This is a genomic window from Halorubrum depositum, from assembly GCF_007671725.1.
Lineage (GTDB): Archaea > Halobacteriota > Halobacteria > Halobacteriales > Haloferacaceae > Halorubrum > Halorubrum depositum.
Genome location: NZ_VCNM01000002.1, coordinates 517338 through 534990 on the forward strand (window position 1 = coordinate 517338; position 17653 = coordinate 534990).

The window sequence follows — 17653 nt, forward strand, 5'->3', positions numbered from 1 at the left end:
GTCGTCTCCGGCGCTCATTCGAGCTCCGTCGCGAGGTCGATCGCGGCGTTCGCGGCCTCCGCGCCCTTGTCGATCCGCTCGCGCGCCTCCGCGCCGGACATCCCCGGACCGCTCACGCCGAACGTGACGGGGGTGTCGCGGTCGAGGCTCACTCGCGTGAGCTGTTCGGCGGTCGCACTCGCGATGACGCGGTCGTGGTCGGTGTCGCCGGTGACGATGGCGCCGATCACCGCCACGGCGTCGACGTCGTCGCGGCGCGCGAGCCGGTCGGCGGCCAGCGGGCTGTCGTACGCGCCCGGCACGCTCACTTCGTCGACGACGACGGCGTCGCGGTCGGCGGCCGCCTCGCGGGCGGCCTCGGCCATCGGCTCCGTGACGGCGTCGTTGAACCGCGCCACCACCAGTCCCAGCGAGACCATACGCTCGCTCACACCGGCGGCGGCAAAGGTCTACCGTTCCGGCGGAAGGTTGCCGGGCGAACGTCTTCGGTAACGGCGGCGGAGTGGCGATTATTGCTTATAAATAGCCGAGGCGGTTGGCGCGCGCCACCGAGCGGCCGACAGGCCGCGAGGAGCGCGTGCGAGGGAGTCGGTCGGCCGAAGCGAAGCGAGGCCGACCGACGAGGCTGGGGAGGCGTGAGGTGCTGTGCGGGGTGGGACGCAAAGGGGCAGTCGCGAGGACGAAGCACGGCGACGCAAGGACCGCAGGGAGCGAACGAAGTGAGCGATCGAGGACCGCAGCGAGTCGCGCGAGTTCTCGCGGCTGGGGCTTTGGCGGTGTTCGCCGCAGAGTAGTCAATCAGCCGTCTGCGAGCGGTCGGTGCTCAGAAGACGTTCGCTGGGGAATCTACCGCTTACTTCGCGACCTTCGCCTCGAACTTCTCGCGCACCTTCTCCATCTTCGGCTTGGCGTGGAAACTGCAGTAGGCGTCGTTCGGGTTCTTCGCGAAGTAGTCCTGGTGGTGCTCCTCGGCGCGGTAGAACGTCTCCAGCCGGTCGAGCTCCGTCACCACGTCGTCGTCGTACTCCTCGTCGAGCGCCTCGATGTAGGCCGCGGCGGCCTCGCGTTGGGTCTCATCGTGGTAGAGCACGATCGAGCGGTACTGGCTCCCCACGTCGGGGCCCTGGCGGTTGAGCTGGGTCGGGTCGTGGATCTCGAAGAAGGCCTCGAGGACCTCGTCGTAGGCGATGGCGTCGGGGTCGAACTCGACCTGCACGACCTCGGCGTGGCCGGTGTTTCCGGAGCACACCTGCTTGTACGTGGGGTCGTCGACCCCCCCGCCCGCGTAGCCGGAGGTGACCGACTCGACGCCGGCGAGCTGTTCGAGCGCGGCCTCGACACACCAGAAGCACCCGCCGCCGAGCGTCGCGGTTTCGAGCTGATCGGACATATACTCATCACAAGGGCTCGGAGACGTATTAATCACGCGCGCTTATGTATGAGTGATGGTGGCGAACGCGGACGCTCGTTAATAAGTCGCTGACGCCGGATCGACGGTGACCACCTCCAAAGCCCCAGCCGCGAGGTGGGCGCACGCTCGCTGCGCGCTTCAGTCGCTCACTCTGTTCGCTCCTTGCAGTGCTTACATCGCCTGCGCCCACCTCGCGGCTGCCCCTTTGAGTCCCTCCCCGCCCCGCACAGCAACTGCACCTCACGCCTCCCCAACCTCGCCGCGGCCGCCCGTGGCGGCCGCTCGCAGGCGCGCGCCGCCGCACACGGTTCAGTTTTCAGTTATGAACAACCCTCACCACCGCTATTTAATTCGCTGAGCCGCTCAAACCCGTACATGGACGAACTCGCGGACCTGACCGAGGAGCTGGTCAGCATCTCCTCCCACGAGGACGAGACCGATGCCGGCGACGCCATCGAGGAGTGGCTCCGCGCGGAGACCGACGCGCGGGTCGAGCGCGACGCGGTCGGCAACGTCATCGCTCGGAAGGGGGCGACCGACGACCCGGACGCCGAGACGCTCGCGCTGGTCGGCCACCACGACGTCGTCCCGCCGGCGGCGCGCCAGACGACCGGGGAGAGGAACGCCGGCGCGTACGTCGTCGAGCGCCGCGACGGGCGGATTCACGGGCGCGGTGCGGCAGACATGAAGGGCGCGGTGGCGGCCTGCATGCTCGCGTTCCGCGAGGCCGAGCCGCCGGCGGGCCGCGAGCTCGCGGTCGCCTCGTTCGTCGGCGAGGAAATCGGCGGGACCGGGGCGCGCCACGCGATCGAGGCTGGGTTCGCCCCCGACCGCGCGGTCGTCGCGGAGGGGTCGACGGACTACTCGAAGCCGGGCGTCACCGACGTCGTCGTCGCGCACAAGGGGCGCCGGGCCTCGACGCTCGTCGCGCGCGGGACCGCGGCGCACGCGTCCGAGCCCGAGCGCGGCGAGAACGCGATCTACCGCGCCAGCGACGCGATCGACGTCGTCCGCGGGCTCGACGCGCCGTCGGCGACCGTCTTCGGCGAGTCCGTCACCGGGTCGCTCGCGGTCACGATCGTCGAGGGCGGCGAGACGTGGAACGTGATCCCGGAGCGCTGCGAGGTGACCATCGACGAGCGCACCGTCCCCGGCGACCGCGCCGACCTCGCCCGCGCCGCCGAGGCGGTCGCGGGCGTGGAGTGGGAGGTCGAACAGGACCTCCCGCCGATGGCCTGCGGCGACGACGCGTTCGCCGAGGGGACGCTCGCGGTCGCCCGCGAGGTCCACGACGATCTCGGGCTCGCCGTACCCGAACACGTCGTCAAGCCGCACGCGACCGACGCCGGCTGGCTCGCCGAGGCCGGGACAGACTGCCTCGTCTGCGGCGCCTCCGAGCCGGGCGAGGCGCACACCGACACGGAGAGCGTCGGGATCGACGTCCTCGACCGCTGTTACCGTATTTATAAGCGCGTCGCCGAACGCTCGTTCTGAGTGGGGGCGAGGGGACGGGCCGCGTGGCGTCTCGTCGCCGCCGAGCGACGCGGTATGGAAGGGGTTTTATGCGACCCGCGGGAACTGTGGGCTACTATGGGAGACAAATCGAAGGCTCAAAAGAAGCGTCTGGCGAAGGCGGAACGCCAGAACACCCGCGTCCCCGCGTGGGTCATGATGAAGACGGACATGAACGTGACGCGAAACCCCAAGCGGCGCAACTGGCGCCGGAACGACCTGGACGAATAGATGAGCACCAGCGACTTCGAAGAGCGCGTCGTCACCGTTCCGCTCCGCGACGCCAACGACAAGCCGGTACAGGAGCGCGCCGACTTCGCGATGCGGATCGTCCGCGAGCACCTCGCGCAGCACTTCTCCGTCGACGAGGAGGAGGTCGTCATCGACACCTCGGTCAACGAGGCGGTCTGGGCGAACGGACGCGAGAACCCCCCGAGCAAGGTCCGCGTCCGCGCGGCCCGGTTCGTCGAGGACGGCGAGCCCGTCGTCGAAGCCGAGTACGCCGAGTAACGTGTTACGGGCGACCTTCACCGGCTCGTCGTACGTGGGCGTGTTCGCCCGCGCCATCGACGACCTCCTGTTGGTCCGGCCGGACGTCGACGAGGAGCTCGCCGACGCGCTCGGCGAGGAGCTGGGCGCCGAGCCCCTCCTCACGACGGTCGGCGGCGCCAACACCGTCGGCTCCCTCGCGACGGGCAACGAGAACGGCGTTCTCGTCTCCGCGCGGGCGACCGACCGGGAGCAGTCGCGGATCGCCGAGGCCGCCGACCGCGAGGTGGGCGAGCTCCCCGGCGAGATCAACGCGGCCGGCAACGTCGTCCTCGCGAACGACTACGGCGCCTACGTCCACCCGGACCTCCCGCGCGAGTCGATCGTGACGGTCAGAGAGACCCTCGGCGTCCCCGTGGAGCGCGGCGACCTCGGCGACGTCCGCACGGTCGGGACGGCGGCGGTCGCCAACAACACCGGCGTGCTCTGTCACCCCAAGTCGACCGAGTCGGAGCTGCAGGCCGTCGAGGAGGCGCTCGACGTCCGCGCCGACCTCGGGACGGTCAACTACGGCGCGCCGCTCGTCGGATCCGGCCTCGTCGCCACCGACGAGGGGTACGTCGTCGGCGAGGACACCACCGGTCCCGAGCTCGGGCGCATCGAGGAGACGCTCGGCTTCATCGACTGACGCCGAGCTTTTCGCGGCCCGATCGACTCCCCCGACTCCCGCTTCTCCCGCCACTCTCGAACCGCCGACGAGCCGAGGGCGGCGCGACTGCCTACGAGTGCGCGTCGCCGTCGGCACGCTCCCGTCGCCGTCGGTACGCTTCCGTCGCCGTCGGCACGCTCCCGTCGCCGCCGCGCCGAATCCTCCGGAATTCGCGGACTGCGGCCCGATCTGAGGCGTTCTCTTCTCGGCGTCGGCTCCTCGCTTTTTAGGAAGATACTTCCCTGTCCCTGCCGGATCGGAGAACATGAGTACCTACACGGTGAGTGGACGGTTCCAGAGTCGAGGCGACTACCAGCCGTTCACGAAGGATGTCGAGGCCGAGAACGAGGACCTCGCCCGCGAGCGCATCTACACGACGGTCGGGAGCCAGCACAACCGGAAGCGCACCCAGATCGAGATCGAGGAGGTGTCCGCGGCATGATGGGCGGCGGACAACAGCAGCTCCAGCAGCTCTCCCAGGAGCTGCAGGCGCTCGACGAGGAGATCGAAGCCCTCGAGGCGGAGATCGCAGACTACCGCGAGGAGCAGTCCGACATCGACGACGCGGTCGAGGCGATCGAGACGCTCGACACCGGCTCGACGGTGCAGGTCCCGCTCGGCGGCGGCGCCTACGTCCGCGCCGAGGTCCAGGACATCGACGAGATCATCGTCTCGCTCGGCGGCAACTACTCCGCGGAGCAGAGCGAGGGCGACGCCGTCGACGTGCTCCGGCGCAAGCAGGAGGCGCTCGACGACCGCATCGAGGAGACGGAAGAGGAGGTCGACGAGCTCGAGTCCGAGAGCCAGGAGCTCGAACAGCAGGCCCAGCAGATGCAACAGCAGCAGATGCAGCAGATGCAGCAGGGCCAGGGCGACGAGGAGTAAGGTAGACCGTGTTCGACGGACTGAAAGACAAGCTCTCGGGGTTCCGGAAGGACGTCGAGGAGAGCGCCGACGTCGAGGAGGAGCCCGCCGAGGGCGACGAGACGACCCCCGACGAGTCGGCCCCCGACGAGACGACCGCGAGCGACGGCGTCGACGCGGGCGGTGACGCGGGGGCGGCCGCGACCGAAACCGAAGCGGGCGCCGACGCAACTGAGGAGCCCGCCGAGAGCGACGCCGGCGACGACGAGCCGAGCACCTTCCAGCGCGCGAAAGCGTTCGCGACGGGCCGGATCATCATCGAGGAGGAGGACTTAGAGGAGCCGCTGTGGAACCTCGAGATGGCCCTCTTAGAGAGCGACGTGGAGATGAGCGTCGCCGAGCAGATCCTCGACACCGTCCGCGAGAAGATGCTCGGCGAGTCGCGCAAGCAGGTCGAGACGACCGGCGAGCTGGTCGAGTCGGCGCTCCACGACGCCCTCCTCGACGTGATCGCCGTCGGCCAGTTCGACTTCGAGGAGCGGATCGCGGCGGCCGACAAGCCCGTCACCATCGTCTTCACCGGCGTCAACGGCGTCGGGAAGACGACGAGCATCGCGAAGCTCTCCGAGTGGCTCGCCGACCGCGGCTACACGTCGGTGCTGGCGAACGGCGACACCTACCGGGCGGGCGCCAACGAGCAGATCGCGGAGCACGCCGACCGCCTCGACCGGGAGCTCATCTCCCACGACCAGGGCGGCGACCCCGCGGCCGTCATCTACGACGGCGTCGAGTACGCCCAGGCCAACGACGTCGACGTCGTGCTCGGCGACACCGCCGGGCGGCTCCACACCAGCGACGACCTGATGGCGCAGTTAGAGAAGATCGACCGCGTCGTCGACCCGGACATGACGCTGTTCGTCGACGAGGCGGTCGCGGGCCAAGACGCCGTGAACCGCGCGAAGGAGTTCAACGACGCCGCCGAGATCGACGGGGCCATCCTGACGAAGGCCGACGCCGACTCCTCCGGCGGGGCCGCGATCTCGGTGGCGTACGTCACCGGCAAACCGATCCTCTTCCTCGGGACCGGACAGGGGTACGACGACCTCACGCTGTTCGACCCCGAGGAGCTCGTCGCGAGCCTGCTCGACGAGGAGTAGTTCGCTTTTTCAGCTACCCCTCGCCGACCATCCGCTCTTCCTCGTCCCACTCGCGCTCGCGCAGCTCGTACTTCTGGATCTTCCCCGTCGCCGTCGTGGGGAGTTCGGCGACGAACTCCACCTCGCCGGGCGTCTTGTAGTCGGCGACGCGCTCGCGGACGAACGCCTTCAGCTCCTCGGGCGTCGCGCCCGGGTCGTCGGGGTCGCCGCTCTCCGGGACCACGAACGCCTTCGGGGTCTCGCCCCACCGCTCGTCCGGCGCGGGGATGACGGCGGCGTCGGAGACGACCTCGTGCTCGAAGAGGGTGTCCTCCAGCTCGATCGAGGAGATGTTCTCGCCGCCGGAGATGATGATGTCCTTCTTGCGGTCCTGGATCGAGACGAAGCCGTCCTCGTCGACGACGGCCAGGTCGCCCATGTGGTAGTACCCCTCCAGCCGCTCGGAGAACGCCCGCTCGGTGGCCTCCGGCTTGTTCCAGTAGCGGTCCATCACCTGGTTGCCGCGGACGACGATCTCGCCGATCGTCTCGCCGTCTGCGGGCACGTCCTCGCCGTTCTCGTCGACGACGCGCACGTCGGTGCCGAGGTAGCCGATGCCCTGGGTCTTCTTCACCGCGAAGCGGTCGGACGAGTCCGCGTCGAAGTGGCGCTTCGCGTCCGAGGTGGTGATGAGGGGGCCGGTCTCGGTCGCGCCGTACACGTGTTTGAGCTCCCAGCCGAACTCCTCCTCGACGGTGCGGATCGTCGCCTCCGGCGGCGCCGCGCCCGCGGTCGCGACGCGCACGTCGCCGTCGCCGGTCGTCGCGCCGCCGTGCTCGGCGTAGTGGTCGCCGAGCATGTTGAGCACGGTCGGCGCCGCACAGAAGTAGGAGACGTCCTCCCCGCGGATCCGGTCGAACGCCTCGGCGACGTCGACCCCGCGGGTGCAAATGTGTCGGGCACCCATCCCCGTGATCGCGTAGATGTGCCCCCAGCCGTTGACGTGGAACATCGGGAGCGTCCAGAGGTAGACGTCGTCGTCGGTGATCTCCTGGTGGATCGCGATGAGGTACGCGTGGAGCGTCTCGGCGCGGTGGGTGCGGCAGACGCCCTTCGGGTCGCCGGTCGTCCCCGAGGTGTAGTTGATCGTGATCACTTCGTCCTCGTCCATCTCCGGGCGCTCGTAGGCGTCGGGGTCCGCGTCCGCGAGCGCCTCGTCGAATGACTCCCAGTCGCCCGCGACCGTGTCGGCGTCGTTCGTGAGGAACGTCGCCGTCGGCACCTCGTCGCGGACCGCCTCGATCCGCGCGGCGTACTCGGCGTCGGCGTAGATCGCGTCGACGCCGGCGTCCGAGAGCATGTACGCGAAGTCGTCCGGCGTGAGCCGGTAGTTCAGCGGGGTGTGCACCGCCCCGACCTGCATCGCGCCGTAGGCCGCTTCGAGGTGGTAGTGCGTGTTCGGGTCCAACACCGCGACGCGGTCGCCCTTCTCTATCCCGCGCGCCTGCAGCGCGGCCGAGAACCGGTCCGCGCGCTCGCCGAGCTCGGCGTAGGTGTACCGCGTCCCGTCGGTGGCGAGGACGGCCTCTTCGTCGGCGTAGTGCCGGCGCGCCCGATCCAGGAAGTCCGTCGTCAGTAGCGGTTTTCGCATCGATCTATCATTATTTTTGATTGATAAAAGCGTTTGCGGCCGGCGCGAGGCGACGTCGCAGACGGTCGCCCCGGCGCCGCGGGGTTTTACCCGTCTCCCGCCGAGGATGAGCGTATGAGCGACGGATCCGGTCGATCGACGTTCACGGACGGATACGTGGTCCCCATCTCCGGACTGCTGGCGCTGCTGTTCGCCCTCATGGCGGGATTGACCGCGGGCCGAGCGCTCTCCGGCGACCCCGCCGACGCGGTCCTCCCGGTCGCGTTCGCCATCGGTGCGGTCCTCGCGATCCGTTTCCGACAGCGACACGCCGGGTCGGAGTGAGTCGGCCCCGCGGAGTGACCCGATTTCGAGGGCCTCGACCGCCGTCGAGGTATATAAATCGTGCGTGGCCGAATCGCACACGGGCGACGGGATCAGAACCCTTAACAGTCGCAACGGGTTTTGATACGATAGCGGGATGGGATAGCCAGGAGATTCCGCCGGGCTCATAACCCGGAGATCGGTAGTTCAAATCTACCTCCCGCTACTGTTCGATTGTCGACGAGTCCTCTTCGATGTTTGTCACCGAGAACGGTGCACTCGTCGACTACGCGTGATGAACGTATGTCAAAAGTGATGAGTGACACTTTCCAAATCTCTTAATTACCGGCTCCGAGAAGGAGAAAGTTCTGTAGAGAATCCCACTGAATGCTCAGTGGATGGACTCCTCACGGATTGTCGGCGTCAACGTGGAAGGTTCCAGAGGTGTCTGCTCCAGCGGGCAACTTACCATCAATTTCCACTTCAACCCCAACCCCAATTCGCTCTCCGACGGGGAGGGGCTCTCTATTGTTAACTAGCGATGCACCGACGGAGGCACCTCCAGCACTTTTACTCGACACGAAAATGTCGTTTACAGTGACGTCTGTATCAAAACCACCCACACCGGTAATGGCAACATCAACTGTATCTTGCCCACCGTTCCGGATGAAGAATATATCCTCGAGTTCAGTAATAGAATCACTATTCAGCCGCTGCAGAGTGACATTAAGTTCATTGTCTCCTGAATTGGATATTTCGGAGTATTCGCCGTTCGGTTGTAGTTGAAGATATGCATTCAGGTCACTTTCGATTGTACCATTTGCATCACGATCCACTAATTCAACGGCAAAAGCATTACTACCCATTGCAGCCGCCCCCCCCGGCGGCGAGCGATCCCATTCCGACCACGAATTTGCGTCGTTGCATTGGTTTGCTACCTCGTTGTGACGCGCCCGTTCACGAACGACGATGACTTCCGACGCCGATCCGTTGTCGCCGTCCGCGGGGCGTATTCCGCTCATGAGGCGGGACCCCCTTTGGAATATACCGCCAGCGAAACCGAGAGGGAGTGTCTGTAAATGCGGAATAGGATCTATGACAAGCGATCAAGGCCCCTTTGTCGAACTGCCTGAGTTTCTTTACATGGGCTTAACGCTCACGCGCCGAACACAAGAGATCATGAATGAGAGTATTCATTATTTTCTGTACAATTAATCCAGGGTGGGAGCTGTTTAGCGACGATAGCCATGGATCTGTCCGAATGATGTGTCATATCGAATATCTATCTCTCGACCGGCGGTAGAGGGGCTTTGTCATCGTTTCCGCGATCTATACTAAAGTGATACTCAATTGACCCTACTGGCGAGATGTGTGTAGGGGGGAGGGAGCATGGCTGAGGCACAGACAGAGACGAGTAACGCGGTCGACGGCGAGGCTGAGCTGCCGTCGAGAGAGGAAGCGGACTTCACCAGAGACGACGTCTTCGAAGTGCTCAGCAACCAGCGCCGCCGCTACGCGATTCACTACCTCAAGCGACGGAACGGGGAGTCCGTCACAGTCTCGGAGCTCACGGACTGGGTCGCGAGCTGGGAGTACGGGAAGGAGATCGACGCGCTCACCCACCGCGAGCGAAAGCGCGTGCGGAACGCGCTCCGACAGTTCCACCTGCCGAAGATGGACGAGTACGGGTTCGTCGAGTACGACTCCCGGCGCGGCGTCATTGAACTCACGGAGGCGGCCTCGGACGCCAACTTCTACGTCGACTCGCTGACCGGCCGAGACATCCCGTGGAGCGCCTACTACTGCGGGCTCTCCCTGCTCGGCGTCGTCTGCCTGCTCGGAATCTGGGCGAGCCTGTATCCGTTCTCGCTGCTGTCGCCGCTCCACTTCGGCGTCTTCCTCGTGACGGCGCTGTCGGTGTCGTCGGTGGGACACCTGTACGACAACTACTGTCGAATGCGACTCGGCGCGAGAAACAGGCCGCCCGAGGTCGATGAGGAATGAGTCGACGGAGACGCGTACTGCTGGTCGTCGCGCTCCTCGCCGTCACGGTGCTCGTGACGAGCACCACTGGTTTCAGCGCGACGGCGGCCGACCGGGACGTCTCCGTCGAAGTCGCCGAGGACCCGAACGCGTACTTGGGCTTCGACCAGACGCAGTATAGCACCGAAAACGTGACCGCGAACGTGAACGTTACCGAGAATCGTAGCGGAAACGAGACCGCGTACGTGGACGTGACGGTGGCCAACCAGTTCCCGACGGGAACGGAACTCACGACGGTCGCGGTCACCGCCAACGGCACGTCGTCCGATCTCGCTCCGCTCGCGTCCGGCGAGGACGAGACGCACACGTTTTCGTCCGTCTCCTGTGGTGACCCGATCCGGATCGATGCGTCCGGAGACGGCGTGGCCGTGCGTCTCGAACGGAGGGTGACATGTCGCTGATCGGGGCTCCGACCCGGAGATGGAAGCGACCATTACATTCGTACCGTCGGTCGTTAATTCGGTGTTAAGACCGTATCGCGCCGTATACCTAACCGTACAAACTGCTAACGTACTGCTCGATACGGTGACACGATGACCGACTCGAACGATCGCTTCCGAATCCCCCGCGTGCCGGTCGAGATTCTCCGGTCGCTTCCGCGATACCTCCCGGGAACGGCGCTGAACGCTCCGAAGCGGAACGCGCTCGTCGTTCTCGTCTACGCCTTCGCGTTCCTCCTCCTCGCCGGAATACTCTGGACGGGTCTTTAACCGCGGACGGACCAGAGGCCGCCTCGCGCCCTCCCGAACCCGGAAGCGATTTCCGTCGGCCCCGCCTTCCGTCGAGCATGGACTACGAATCGAGCCTCGACCGCGCGATGGAGGAGGTACCGGACCTCGGCGGCTCCGACGAGCGGCTGTCGGTGCCCGACCCGGAGGCGCAGAAGGACGGCGCGTTCACCCGACTGACGAACCTCTCGGCGATCGCCGACGCGCTGAGCCGCGACCCCGAGCACGTCCACTCGAAGATCCAGCAGGAGCTCGGCACCGCGGGCCAGTACGAGTCGGGCCGCGCCCGCTACAGCGGGAACTTCCGCGAGCGCGACTTCCAGGCCGCGATCGACTCGTACATCGAGTCGTTCGTCACCTGCTCGGAGTGCGGCCTCCCCGACACCCGACTGGAGACGGAGAACCGCACCCCGATGCTCCGCTGTGAGGCCTGCGGGGCCTTCCGGCCGGTCGCGAAGCAGAACACCTCGAACACGCAGCGCCAGGAGGAGGCGATCGAGTCGGGCAAAACGTACGAGCTCGAGATCGTCGGCACCGGCCGCAAGGGCGACGGCGTCGCCGAGGTCGGCGAGTACACCGTCTTCGTCCCCGGCGCGCAGGAGGGCGAGACCGTGAAAGCGTACATCAAGAACGTCTCCGGCAACCTCGCGTTCGCCCGCCGCGAAGACTGACCGGGTCGACTCGTCCGGTTCTTATCGGACCGAGGCGCTCGCGATTTTACCTGACTCGTTCCGCAACCCGACCGTTTATCCGCGCGTTCGCGGATCGTGTGCCATGGCGACACGCCTCCCCGCCGCCGCGTTCGACGACCGGCTCGCGGCGGTCCGCGACCGGCTCGCGGCAACCGACGCCGACGCCGCGACGTGGTTCGGCGCGACCGCGATCGAGTACCTCACCGGCTTCCACCACATCCAGACCGAGCGCCCGGTCGTCCTCGCGGTGACGGCCGACCGCGTCGAGATCACGGTCCCGCGACTGGAGGTCGAGCGCGTCGAACCGAATCCCCGGATCGGCGCCGTCCACCACTACTTCGACTACCCCGGCGGCGACCCGATCCGCGTCGCCGTCGAGATGCTGAACGGGCTCGACGTCGACCGCGCGGCGACCGACGCCGACGGCGCGCCGGGCGTGATGGGGTACGAGGGCCCCGCGCTCTCCGAGTTCGTCGACGTCGAGACGCAGTCGTGGATCGACCGCATGCGCTGGGAGAAGTCCGACGCCGAGGTCGACCTGATCCGCGAGTCGGCCAAGTGGGCGAACCTCGGTCACCGCTATCTCGCCGACTTCTCCGAGCCCGGCGCGCACCCGGCGACCGTCTCGCAGCGCGCCTCGACGGAGGCGTCGCGGGCGATGCTCGACACCTTAGGCGACGCGTACAGCGTCCGGGTCCGCGGCGGCGGTCCCGTCCACGCGGGCTACATCTCCGGCAGCGAGACCGCGCTCCCCCACGGCCACACCCCGAACGAGCGGCTCGCCGAGGGCGACGTCCTCGTCACGGGCGCGACCGCGGACGTCGACGGCTACCGCTCCGAACTGGAGCGGACGATGTTCGTCGGCGACTACTCCGACGAGCAGGAGCACTACTTCGAGCTGATGCTGGAGGCGCAGACCCTCGCGATCGACGCGCTCGGGCCGGGCGTCCCGGTGGCCGAGGTGGACGAAGTCGTCTGGGAGTACTTCGAGGAGCAGGGCGTGACAGATCTCGCGCGACACCACGTCGGTCACAACATCGGGCTTGGTGCCCACGAGCCGCCGTACATCGACCGCGGCTGGGGCGACCGATACGACGGCGACGACGCGGTGATGGCTCCCGGACAGGTGTACACGATCGAGCCCGGCCTCTACACCGACGAGTACGGCTACCGCCACTCGGACACGGTCGCGATCACCGAGTCGGGGACGGAGACGCTGACGCACTTCCCGCGCGACATCGACGCGAACGTGGTGTGAGCTACTTGACCCGCCCGACGACGATCCGGTGACCCGTCTCTTTGGTGTGCTTCCGCTCCAGATCGGTCGCCTCGTCGCCGTCGTCGTACAGACGCTCGACCGAACACTCCCGGCAGACGACGTGGTACTTCGGCTTTTGCGCTGTGGAACTCATACATCCGGGCACGCGCCGTCGTGACCTAGTTAAACGCATCGTACCGCGGTTTAAGCAATTGTTAGTTGACCGTTTCAGGGCCGCAACGCCGCGCATCACTGCAGCCCGCCGCAGGGGTTCGGAGTCACTCACCGCCGGCCCGCCGCTCGAACCGATCGAGCGCGAGGCCGAGCATGTCGGGGCTCACGGGCTGGTACTCCTCGCGCTCGTGTTCCGGGAGGTACCCCCGCACGCTGTTCCACGACTCGCGGGCGTACCGGGCGTCGAGCAGGACCCGGACCCCCCGCTCGTCCGGCCCGCGGATGACCCGGCCGACGGCCTGGCGGGCCTTTCGCACCGCCGGGACCGTGAGCGCCGTCTCGAACCCGGACTCGAACCGGCGGTCGTAGGCGGTGATCACGGCCCGCGTCCGGGGTCGGGACGTGTTGATGATGGGGACGCCGCAGACCACGGCGGCCGACAGTCGGTCCCCGCGGTAGTCGACGCCCTCGGTGAGCGTGCCGCGGAGGCTCGTCACGAGCACCTTCCCCTCGCCCGCGAAGAAGTCGTCCTTCAGCGACTCCGTGGCGCGGTCGCCCGAGGACTCGTCGAGCAGCACGGGCTTGTCGAGCCGGGCCAAGAGCGAGTCGGCCATCCAGGTCGCCTCCGCGTAGCTCGGCGTGCCGACGAGGACGTTGCCCTCGCGGCCCGCCACCGTCGCCGTCGCGTCGAGGTGCGCGAGACGAGTGTCGTTCTCCTCGCCCGGGGCGCCGCGGTTCTGGTGCGTGAACTTCGGCGCGTCGACGGCGAGGCTCGCGCGGTTCGATTCGGGGAACGAGAGGCCGTACGTCCGCTCGACGACCGGTCGCCCCTGCGCTTCGAGGTGGTCGAGCCCGGTCACTTCCCGGAACACGTCCATCGGCTCCAGCGTCGCGCTCATGAGGACGCCGCCGCCGAACTCGGCGAGCCGGTCGCCGATCGGCTCGCTCGGCAGGCAGTTGTACAGCGCGAGGCTCGCGTTGTACGCGCGGCGCCACGAGTCCGGCGGCGCCGTCTCGTCCCACGTCCGCTCTAAGTCGATCGCGCGGAAGAACTCCTCGTGGCCCTCGCGGTACCACGCGTTGAGGGTGCGGCCGACGCCCGGCGCCGCCCGCTTCTTGTCCTCCCCCTCCAGCGAGTCGAGGACGCGCTTGACGACCGCGCCGACCTGCCGCGCGCGGGCCCAGACGCGGTCGCCGTACCCCTCGCGCTCCGCCCACGCCGTGATCTCGTCTTCGGCCGGCTCCTCGGGGTCGCGGAGCGCGATCTCGTCGTCGTCGAGCTCGCGCATCGACGCCCGCCAGTCGGGGCGCTCGCGGTCGAGCCGCTCGGTCACCCGGCGGTCGAGCTCGCCGCGGAGGTCGGCGTAGAACTCCCGGACGGACTCGATCTCCTCGACGGTCACGTCCGCGTCCGCCAGCTCGCCGCGCACGAGCTCGGCGTCGTCGGACTCCGCGCCGGCCGTCTCGAAGGAGAGCGGCTGGACGACGCGGGTGAGCTCGTTCTCGGCGTCGCGGAGGCTGGCGTCGGCGACGGCGTCGCTCACGAGGTCGCGGACCCGCGGTTCGAGCATGTGCGCCTCGTCGCAGACGACGAACGTCGCGTCGTCCAAGAGCGCGCCGGTGAACGTCCCGGTGGTTACCGGGTCGAACGCGTGGTAGTAGTTCCCGATCACGACCTCGATCTCGGGGACGAGCGCGCCCATGATCGAGTGGGGACAGGAGCCGTGGCCGGCGGCGAGCCGGACCAGTTCGTCGCTGTCGACGTGGCCGAGGTCCGTCACGTCGAACGGGACCGCCTCCGCGGGGTCGCCGTCCTCCGGGAGGTCGTCGAGGAAGCCGGCGTAGAAGGGGCAGAACTCCGTCCCCTCGTACTCCTCCGTGTCGGGGCGGTAGGGGGTGGGCTCGCCGTCGACGCTGAGGTAGTCGGCGGCGCCGGAATCGCCGTCGCTAGCGGCCGAGCCGCCGGCGTCGCTCCCCGAGTCCATCAGCCCCACCTGCTGGCCGCGCGCCTCGCTCACGAGGTTCGACGTCGTCGTCGCGCCGCCGTCGCCGACGAGGTTCCGGGTGCGTTCGCGGAGCCCCTCGCAGCGCTCGTACACGTTCTCGCGGTCGATCCCGCCGCGGTTCTCGCGGGCGTACGGGCAGACGTCGGCCTTGCCGACGAGCGTCAGTCCGGAGACCGGGTCGTACCCGTCCGGGAGGTTCGCGTTGATCGTCCCGAGGTCGGTCTCGAACTGGCGCAGCTGTTGTTTGACGCTCGTGAGGACGAAGACGCGCTCGAAGTCGGAGTCGGGGTCGCGGACGCGGTCGAGCCCGGCGGTGAGCGCGAGCATCGTCTTGCCCGTCCCGCACGCGCCCTCCAAGGCAAGGAAGCCGCCGTCATCGGCGGCGTCGACGGCGGCGTCGATCCCGTCGGCCTGCTCCGGATACGGCTCCTCGTGGCCGAAGATGTCGGCCCACGGCGGGGGGTTCGTCACTGTGGCGGCGTAGCTCCCCATCGGAGTTAAACCTTGAGAGAGCGGGTCGGCCGCGGCGCTCGGCAGGCGAGTACCGCCGACCGCCGACCCCTCACCCGACGATGTCGTGGAGGTCGGAGAGCCGCTCGATCTCCCAGGTGGGCCAGACGTTCAGCTCCCAGTCGCGGCGGTGGGGCCGACGGATGAACGCGGAGTCGATGCCGGCGTTCTCGGCCGCGCGGACGTCGGACTCGTTGTCGCCGACGAACAGCGCGTTGCCGGCGTCGAGGTCGCCGAGCGCCTGCTCGATGTAGTGCGGGTTCGGCTTGCGGAGCTGGAGCGAGTGGATCGTGGGCTCGCGGCCGTAGGCGGCGCCGAACCGCTCGAAGCCGTCGAAGTGGTTCACGAGGAAGTCCACGGTCGCCTGCTGGTTCGAGGAGACGATCCCCATCTCCACGTCGAGGCTCTGGAGCTCGTCGAGGTCGTCGTACGGGGTCTTGCGTCCCTCGCGGGCCTCCTGCTGTTGGGCCTTCGAGACCACGTCGTCGCGGGTCCGCCAGAACGACCCCGGATCGAGGTCGTACGTCTGACAGACGGTCCCCACGCTGCCGGGGGTCGCACCGATGGTCATGCGCTCTACGTCGTCCGGATCGGGCTCCTCGACGCCGCACTCCTCGAACGCGTCCCGGGTTGCATCCCGGAGCACGTCGAAGCGCGTGCGGCCCACGAGGACACCGTCGTTGTCGAACACGACGGTATCGTACGTCATACAGTCCGGAGTCGCTCAGCGCTTAAAAGGGTTTCACCAACGCCGCGTCGCGACCGCCGCCTCATTTATACGCGTCCGCCGCCCGTCACGCGGTATGCGCGTCAGCGTCATCGGGGGCAGTTCGGTTTCAGCGGAGACGGCGGCGGTCGCCGAGGAGCTGGGAGAGCGGCTCGCGAACCGCGGGCATACGGTCGTCTGCGGCGGGCTCGGCGGTGTGATGGAGGCCGTCTGCCGGGGCGCCCGCGAGGCCGACGGTGAGACGATCGGTATCCTCCCGACCGACAGGCGGGCCGACGCGAACCGGCACGTCACGGTCCCGATCGCGACGGGACTCGGGCACGCCCGCAACGCGCTCGTCGTGATGAACGGCGACGCTGCGGTCGCGGTCGACGGCTCGCACGGCACGCTCTCGGAGATCGGGATGGCGCTCGCTCACGGCCGGGCGGTCGCCGGGCTCGACACGCACGACGTCGAGGGGGTGAAAGCGGTGGCATCGCCCGCGGACGCCGTCGACTACGTGGAGCGCGAGACCGAAACGAGGCCGTGAGCCCGCCCGTCTGCGGCGCGGAACCGCGACCCGGTCGCGGAACCGTAACCCGGCCTGCTCCCCGCTGCCGACCGTCGGCAGTCTCCCGCCGTTCGCACTACCGATCGCGATCGGCCGTACCGCTCCCGCCGGTCGTCCCGTCGGGGTCGCGATCGTCCTCTTCCGCCTCACGTTCGGCGTCCACCGCCGCGATGTTGCGGAAGCGGTCGGGGTCGTCCGCCGAACTCTCATCAGCGGCGTCCTCGCCGATGACGTCCGGACCGCGCGTCGGGCCGCCGGATGTCCCGTGTCCGCCGGCGTCGACGGAGCCGTAATCGCGGTCGAACCGACCGTTGGCGAGCCAGAGCGCGAGGTAACCGAACCCCATCGCGCCGACGACGAACCGCACGAGTCCGCCGAGGACGGGGACGAGTCCGAGCCCCGCCCACGCCACCGCGCCGACGACGAGCGCGGTCTCGCGCCCGCTCTCGGCGCCGCTCCCGAGCGCCGATCGGATCCACGTCCCGAGGGCGATGGCGGAGACGGCCGTCCCGCCGAAGCTGAGGATCGCGATGACGATCACCGCGGGGACGACGACGACGAGACCGATGACGGTAATCGCGAGCAGAAACATCGCGACGGCGATCCCCACGTACGCTGCGACGCCGTACAGGAACGCCTCTCCGGGTTCTGCGCGGAGGTACTCAACGCCGTCGTCGGTGAACTCGGGCGCGACCGCCGAGACGACCACGCCGACGAGGGCGACGCCGACAGCGGTCACGACGAACTCGACGGCCGCCGATCCGAGGAGTTCGACACCGGTCCACTGCGACGGACGTTCGAGTGCGGGACCGATCGCGGCGACGACGCGCGAGAGGAGGGACGCAGCCTGTGTCGGGACCATGAGGGGGGATCACTCTCACGAGTGAAAC

The 17653-nt window shown here is 68.1% G+C and carries 22 protein-coding genes and 1 tRNA gene; 15 read left to right on the forward strand and 8 right to left on the reverse strand.

Annotated elements, in window-relative coordinates:
• Positions 1-14: 14 nt before the first annotated feature.
• Both ribH and msrA read right to left on the reverse strand, forming a co-directional pair.
• Positions 15-419, reverse strand: a complete 405-nt coding sequence (gene ribH, locus FGM06_RS10015) for a 6,7-dimethyl-8-ribityllumazine synthase (RefSeq protein WP_144799114.1) — start codon at positions 417-419, stop codon at positions 15-17.
• A 434-nt stretch (positions 420-853) separates the two neighbouring features.
• Positions 854-1390 (reverse strand): peptide-methionine (S)-S-oxide reductase MsrA, encoded by a 537-nt coding sequence (gene msrA, locus FGM06_RS10020; protein WP_144799115.1) that lies wholly within the window; start codon positions 1388-1390, stop codon positions 854-856.
• A gap of 396 nt (positions 1391-1786) precedes the next feature.
• On the opposite strand from msrA, the gene FGM06_RS10025 reads away from it, so the two are divergent.
• The 7 genes from FGM06_RS10025 (at position 1787) to ftsY (ending at position 6142) form a co-directional block, all read left to right on the forward strand.
• The gene (locus FGM06_RS10025; protein ID WP_144799116.1) at positions 1787-2905 is read left to right on the forward strand and encodes a M20 family metallopeptidase; all 1119 of its coding nucleotides are present in this window, start codon (positions 1787-1789) and stop codon (positions 2903-2905) included.
• Positions 2906-3001: 96 nt separating this feature from the next.
• On the forward strand, positions 3002-3154 hold the full coding sequence (locus FGM06_RS10030) for a 50S ribosomal protein L39e (protein WP_004050128.1): 153 nt from the start codon (positions 3002-3004) through the stop codon (positions 3152-3154).
• Positions 3155-3433 carry a 50S ribosomal protein L31e gene (locus FGM06_RS10035; protein ID WP_144799117.1) on the forward strand — a complete coding sequence of 93 codons (279 nt, stop codon included), beginning with the start codon at positions 3155-3157 and terminating at the stop codon, positions 3431-3433.
• A 1-nt stretch (position 3434) separates the two neighbouring features.
• The gene (locus tag FGM06_RS10040) at positions 3435-4100 is read left to right on the forward strand and encodes a translation initiation factor IF-6 (protein ID WP_144799118.1); all 666 of its coding nucleotides are present in this window, start codon (positions 3435-3437) and stop codon (positions 4098-4100) included.
• Positions 4101-4386: 286 nt separating this feature from the next.
• The gene (gene rpl18a / locus FGM06_RS10045; protein ID WP_144799119.1) at positions 4387-4563 is read left to right on the forward strand and encodes a 50S ribosomal protein L18Ae; all 177 of its coding nucleotides are present in this window, start codon (positions 4387-4389) and stop codon (positions 4561-4563) included.
• Entirely contained in the window at positions 4563-5006 is a 444-nt protein-coding gene (gene pfdA, locus FGM06_RS10050) for a prefoldin subunit alpha (RefSeq protein ID WP_144799939.1), read from the forward strand. The genes rpl18a and pfdA overlap by 1 nt, the downstream gene beginning before the upstream one ends.
• Positions 5007-5014: 8 nt before the next feature.
• On the forward strand, positions 5015-6142 hold the full coding sequence (ftsY, locus tag FGM06_RS10055) for a signal recognition particle-docking protein FtsY (RefSeq protein ID WP_144799120.1): 1128 nt from the start codon (positions 5015-5017) through the stop codon (positions 6140-6142).
• Between the two features lie 13 nt (positions 6143-6155).
• Here ftsY and FGM06_RS10060 read toward each other — a convergent pair whose 3' ends face one another.
• A complete protein-coding gene (locus tag FGM06_RS10060) occupies positions 6156-7772 on the reverse strand; it encodes a long-chain-fatty-acid--CoA ligase (protein WP_144799121.1) in 1617 nt (538 codons plus the stop codon).
• A 114-nt stretch (positions 7773-7886) separates the two neighbouring features.
• Here FGM06_RS10060 and FGM06_RS10065 point away from each other — a divergent pair, with 114 nt between their 5' ends.
• Positions 7887-8096 (forward strand): hypothetical protein, encoded by a 210-nt coding sequence (locus FGM06_RS10065; protein ID WP_144799122.1) that lies wholly within the window; start codon positions 7887-7889, stop codon positions 8094-8096.
• A 130-nt stretch (positions 8097-8226) separates the two neighbouring features.
• Positions 8227-8301 (forward strand) — tRNA-Met (locus FGM06_RS10070).
• A gap of 181 nt (positions 8302-8482) precedes the next feature.
• Here the strand turns inward: FGM06_RS10070 and FGM06_RS10075 are convergent.
• Entirely contained in the window at positions 8483-9097 is a 615-nt protein-coding gene (locus tag FGM06_RS10075; RefSeq protein ID WP_144799123.1) for a hypothetical protein, read from the reverse strand.
• 367 nt (positions 9098-9464) lie between these two features.
• On the opposite strand from FGM06_RS10075, the gene FGM06_RS10080 reads away from it, so the two are divergent.
• The 5 genes from FGM06_RS10080 to FGM06_RS10095 all read left to right on the forward strand — a co-directional run bounded on the left by FGM06_RS10080 (position 9465) and on the right by FGM06_RS10095 (position 12796).
• Complete coding sequence (locus tag FGM06_RS10080) at positions 9465-10079, forward strand: DUF7344 domain-containing protein (RefSeq protein WP_144799124.1); 615 nt, start codon at positions 9465-9467, stop codon at positions 10077-10079.
• Positions 10076-10519, forward strand: coding sequence for a hypothetical protein (locus tag FGM06_RS10085; protein ID WP_144799125.1), 444 nt, complete (start codon positions 10076-10078; stop codon positions 10517-10519). Before FGM06_RS10080 ends, FGM06_RS10085 begins: the two co-directional genes overlap by 4 nt.
• Before the next feature lie 132 nt (positions 10520-10651).
• On the forward strand, positions 10652-10828 hold the full coding sequence (locus FGM06_RS16055) for a hypothetical protein (RefSeq protein ID WP_186311002.1): 177 nt from the start codon (positions 10652-10654) through the stop codon (positions 10826-10828).
• A gap of 77 nt (positions 10829-10905) precedes the next feature.
• Positions 10906-11517: a translation initiation factor IF-2 subunit beta gene (locus FGM06_RS10090; RefSeq protein ID WP_144799126.1), complete on the forward strand. Its 612-nt coding sequence runs from the start codon at positions 10906-10908 to the stop codon at positions 11515-11517.
• 103 nt (positions 11518-11620) lie between these two features.
• Positions 11621-12796 carry a M24 family metallopeptidase gene (locus tag FGM06_RS10095; protein ID WP_144799127.1) on the forward strand — a complete coding sequence of 392 codons (1176 nt, stop codon included), beginning with the start codon at positions 11621-11623 and terminating at the stop codon, positions 12794-12796.
• Position 12797: 1 nt separating this feature from the next.
• On the opposite strand, the gene FGM06_RS16060 is transcribed toward FGM06_RS10095, so the two are convergent.
• The 3 genes from FGM06_RS16060 to FGM06_RS10105 form a co-directional block, all read right to left on the reverse strand.
• Positions 12798-12950, reverse strand: coding sequence for a hypothetical protein (locus FGM06_RS16060; RefSeq protein WP_186311003.1), 153 nt, complete (start codon positions 12948-12950; stop codon positions 12798-12800).
• 124 nt (positions 12951-13074) lie between these two features.
• Entirely contained in the window at positions 13075-15447 is a 2373-nt protein-coding gene (locus FGM06_RS10100) for an ATP-dependent DNA helicase (RefSeq protein ID WP_144799128.1), read from the reverse strand.
• A gap of 91 nt (positions 15448-15538) precedes the next feature.
• Complete coding sequence (locus FGM06_RS10105; protein WP_144799129.1) at positions 15539-16195, reverse strand: HAD family hydrolase; 657 nt, start codon at positions 16193-16195, stop codon at positions 15539-15541.
• 94 nt (positions 16196-16289) lie between these two features.
• Between FGM06_RS10105 and FGM06_RS10110 the strand changes: the two genes are divergently transcribed.
• Entirely contained in the window at positions 16290-16742 is a 453-nt protein-coding gene (locus tag FGM06_RS10110) for a TIGR00725 family protein (protein WP_144799130.1), read from the forward strand.
• A gap of 97 nt (positions 16743-16839) precedes the next feature.
• Here FGM06_RS10110 and FGM06_RS10115 read toward each other — a convergent pair whose 3' ends face one another.
• Positions 16840-17625, reverse strand: a complete 786-nt coding sequence (locus FGM06_RS10115) for a hypothetical protein (RefSeq protein WP_144799131.1) — start codon at positions 17623-17625, stop codon at positions 16840-16842.
• Positions 17626-17653: the final 28 nt, after the last annotated feature.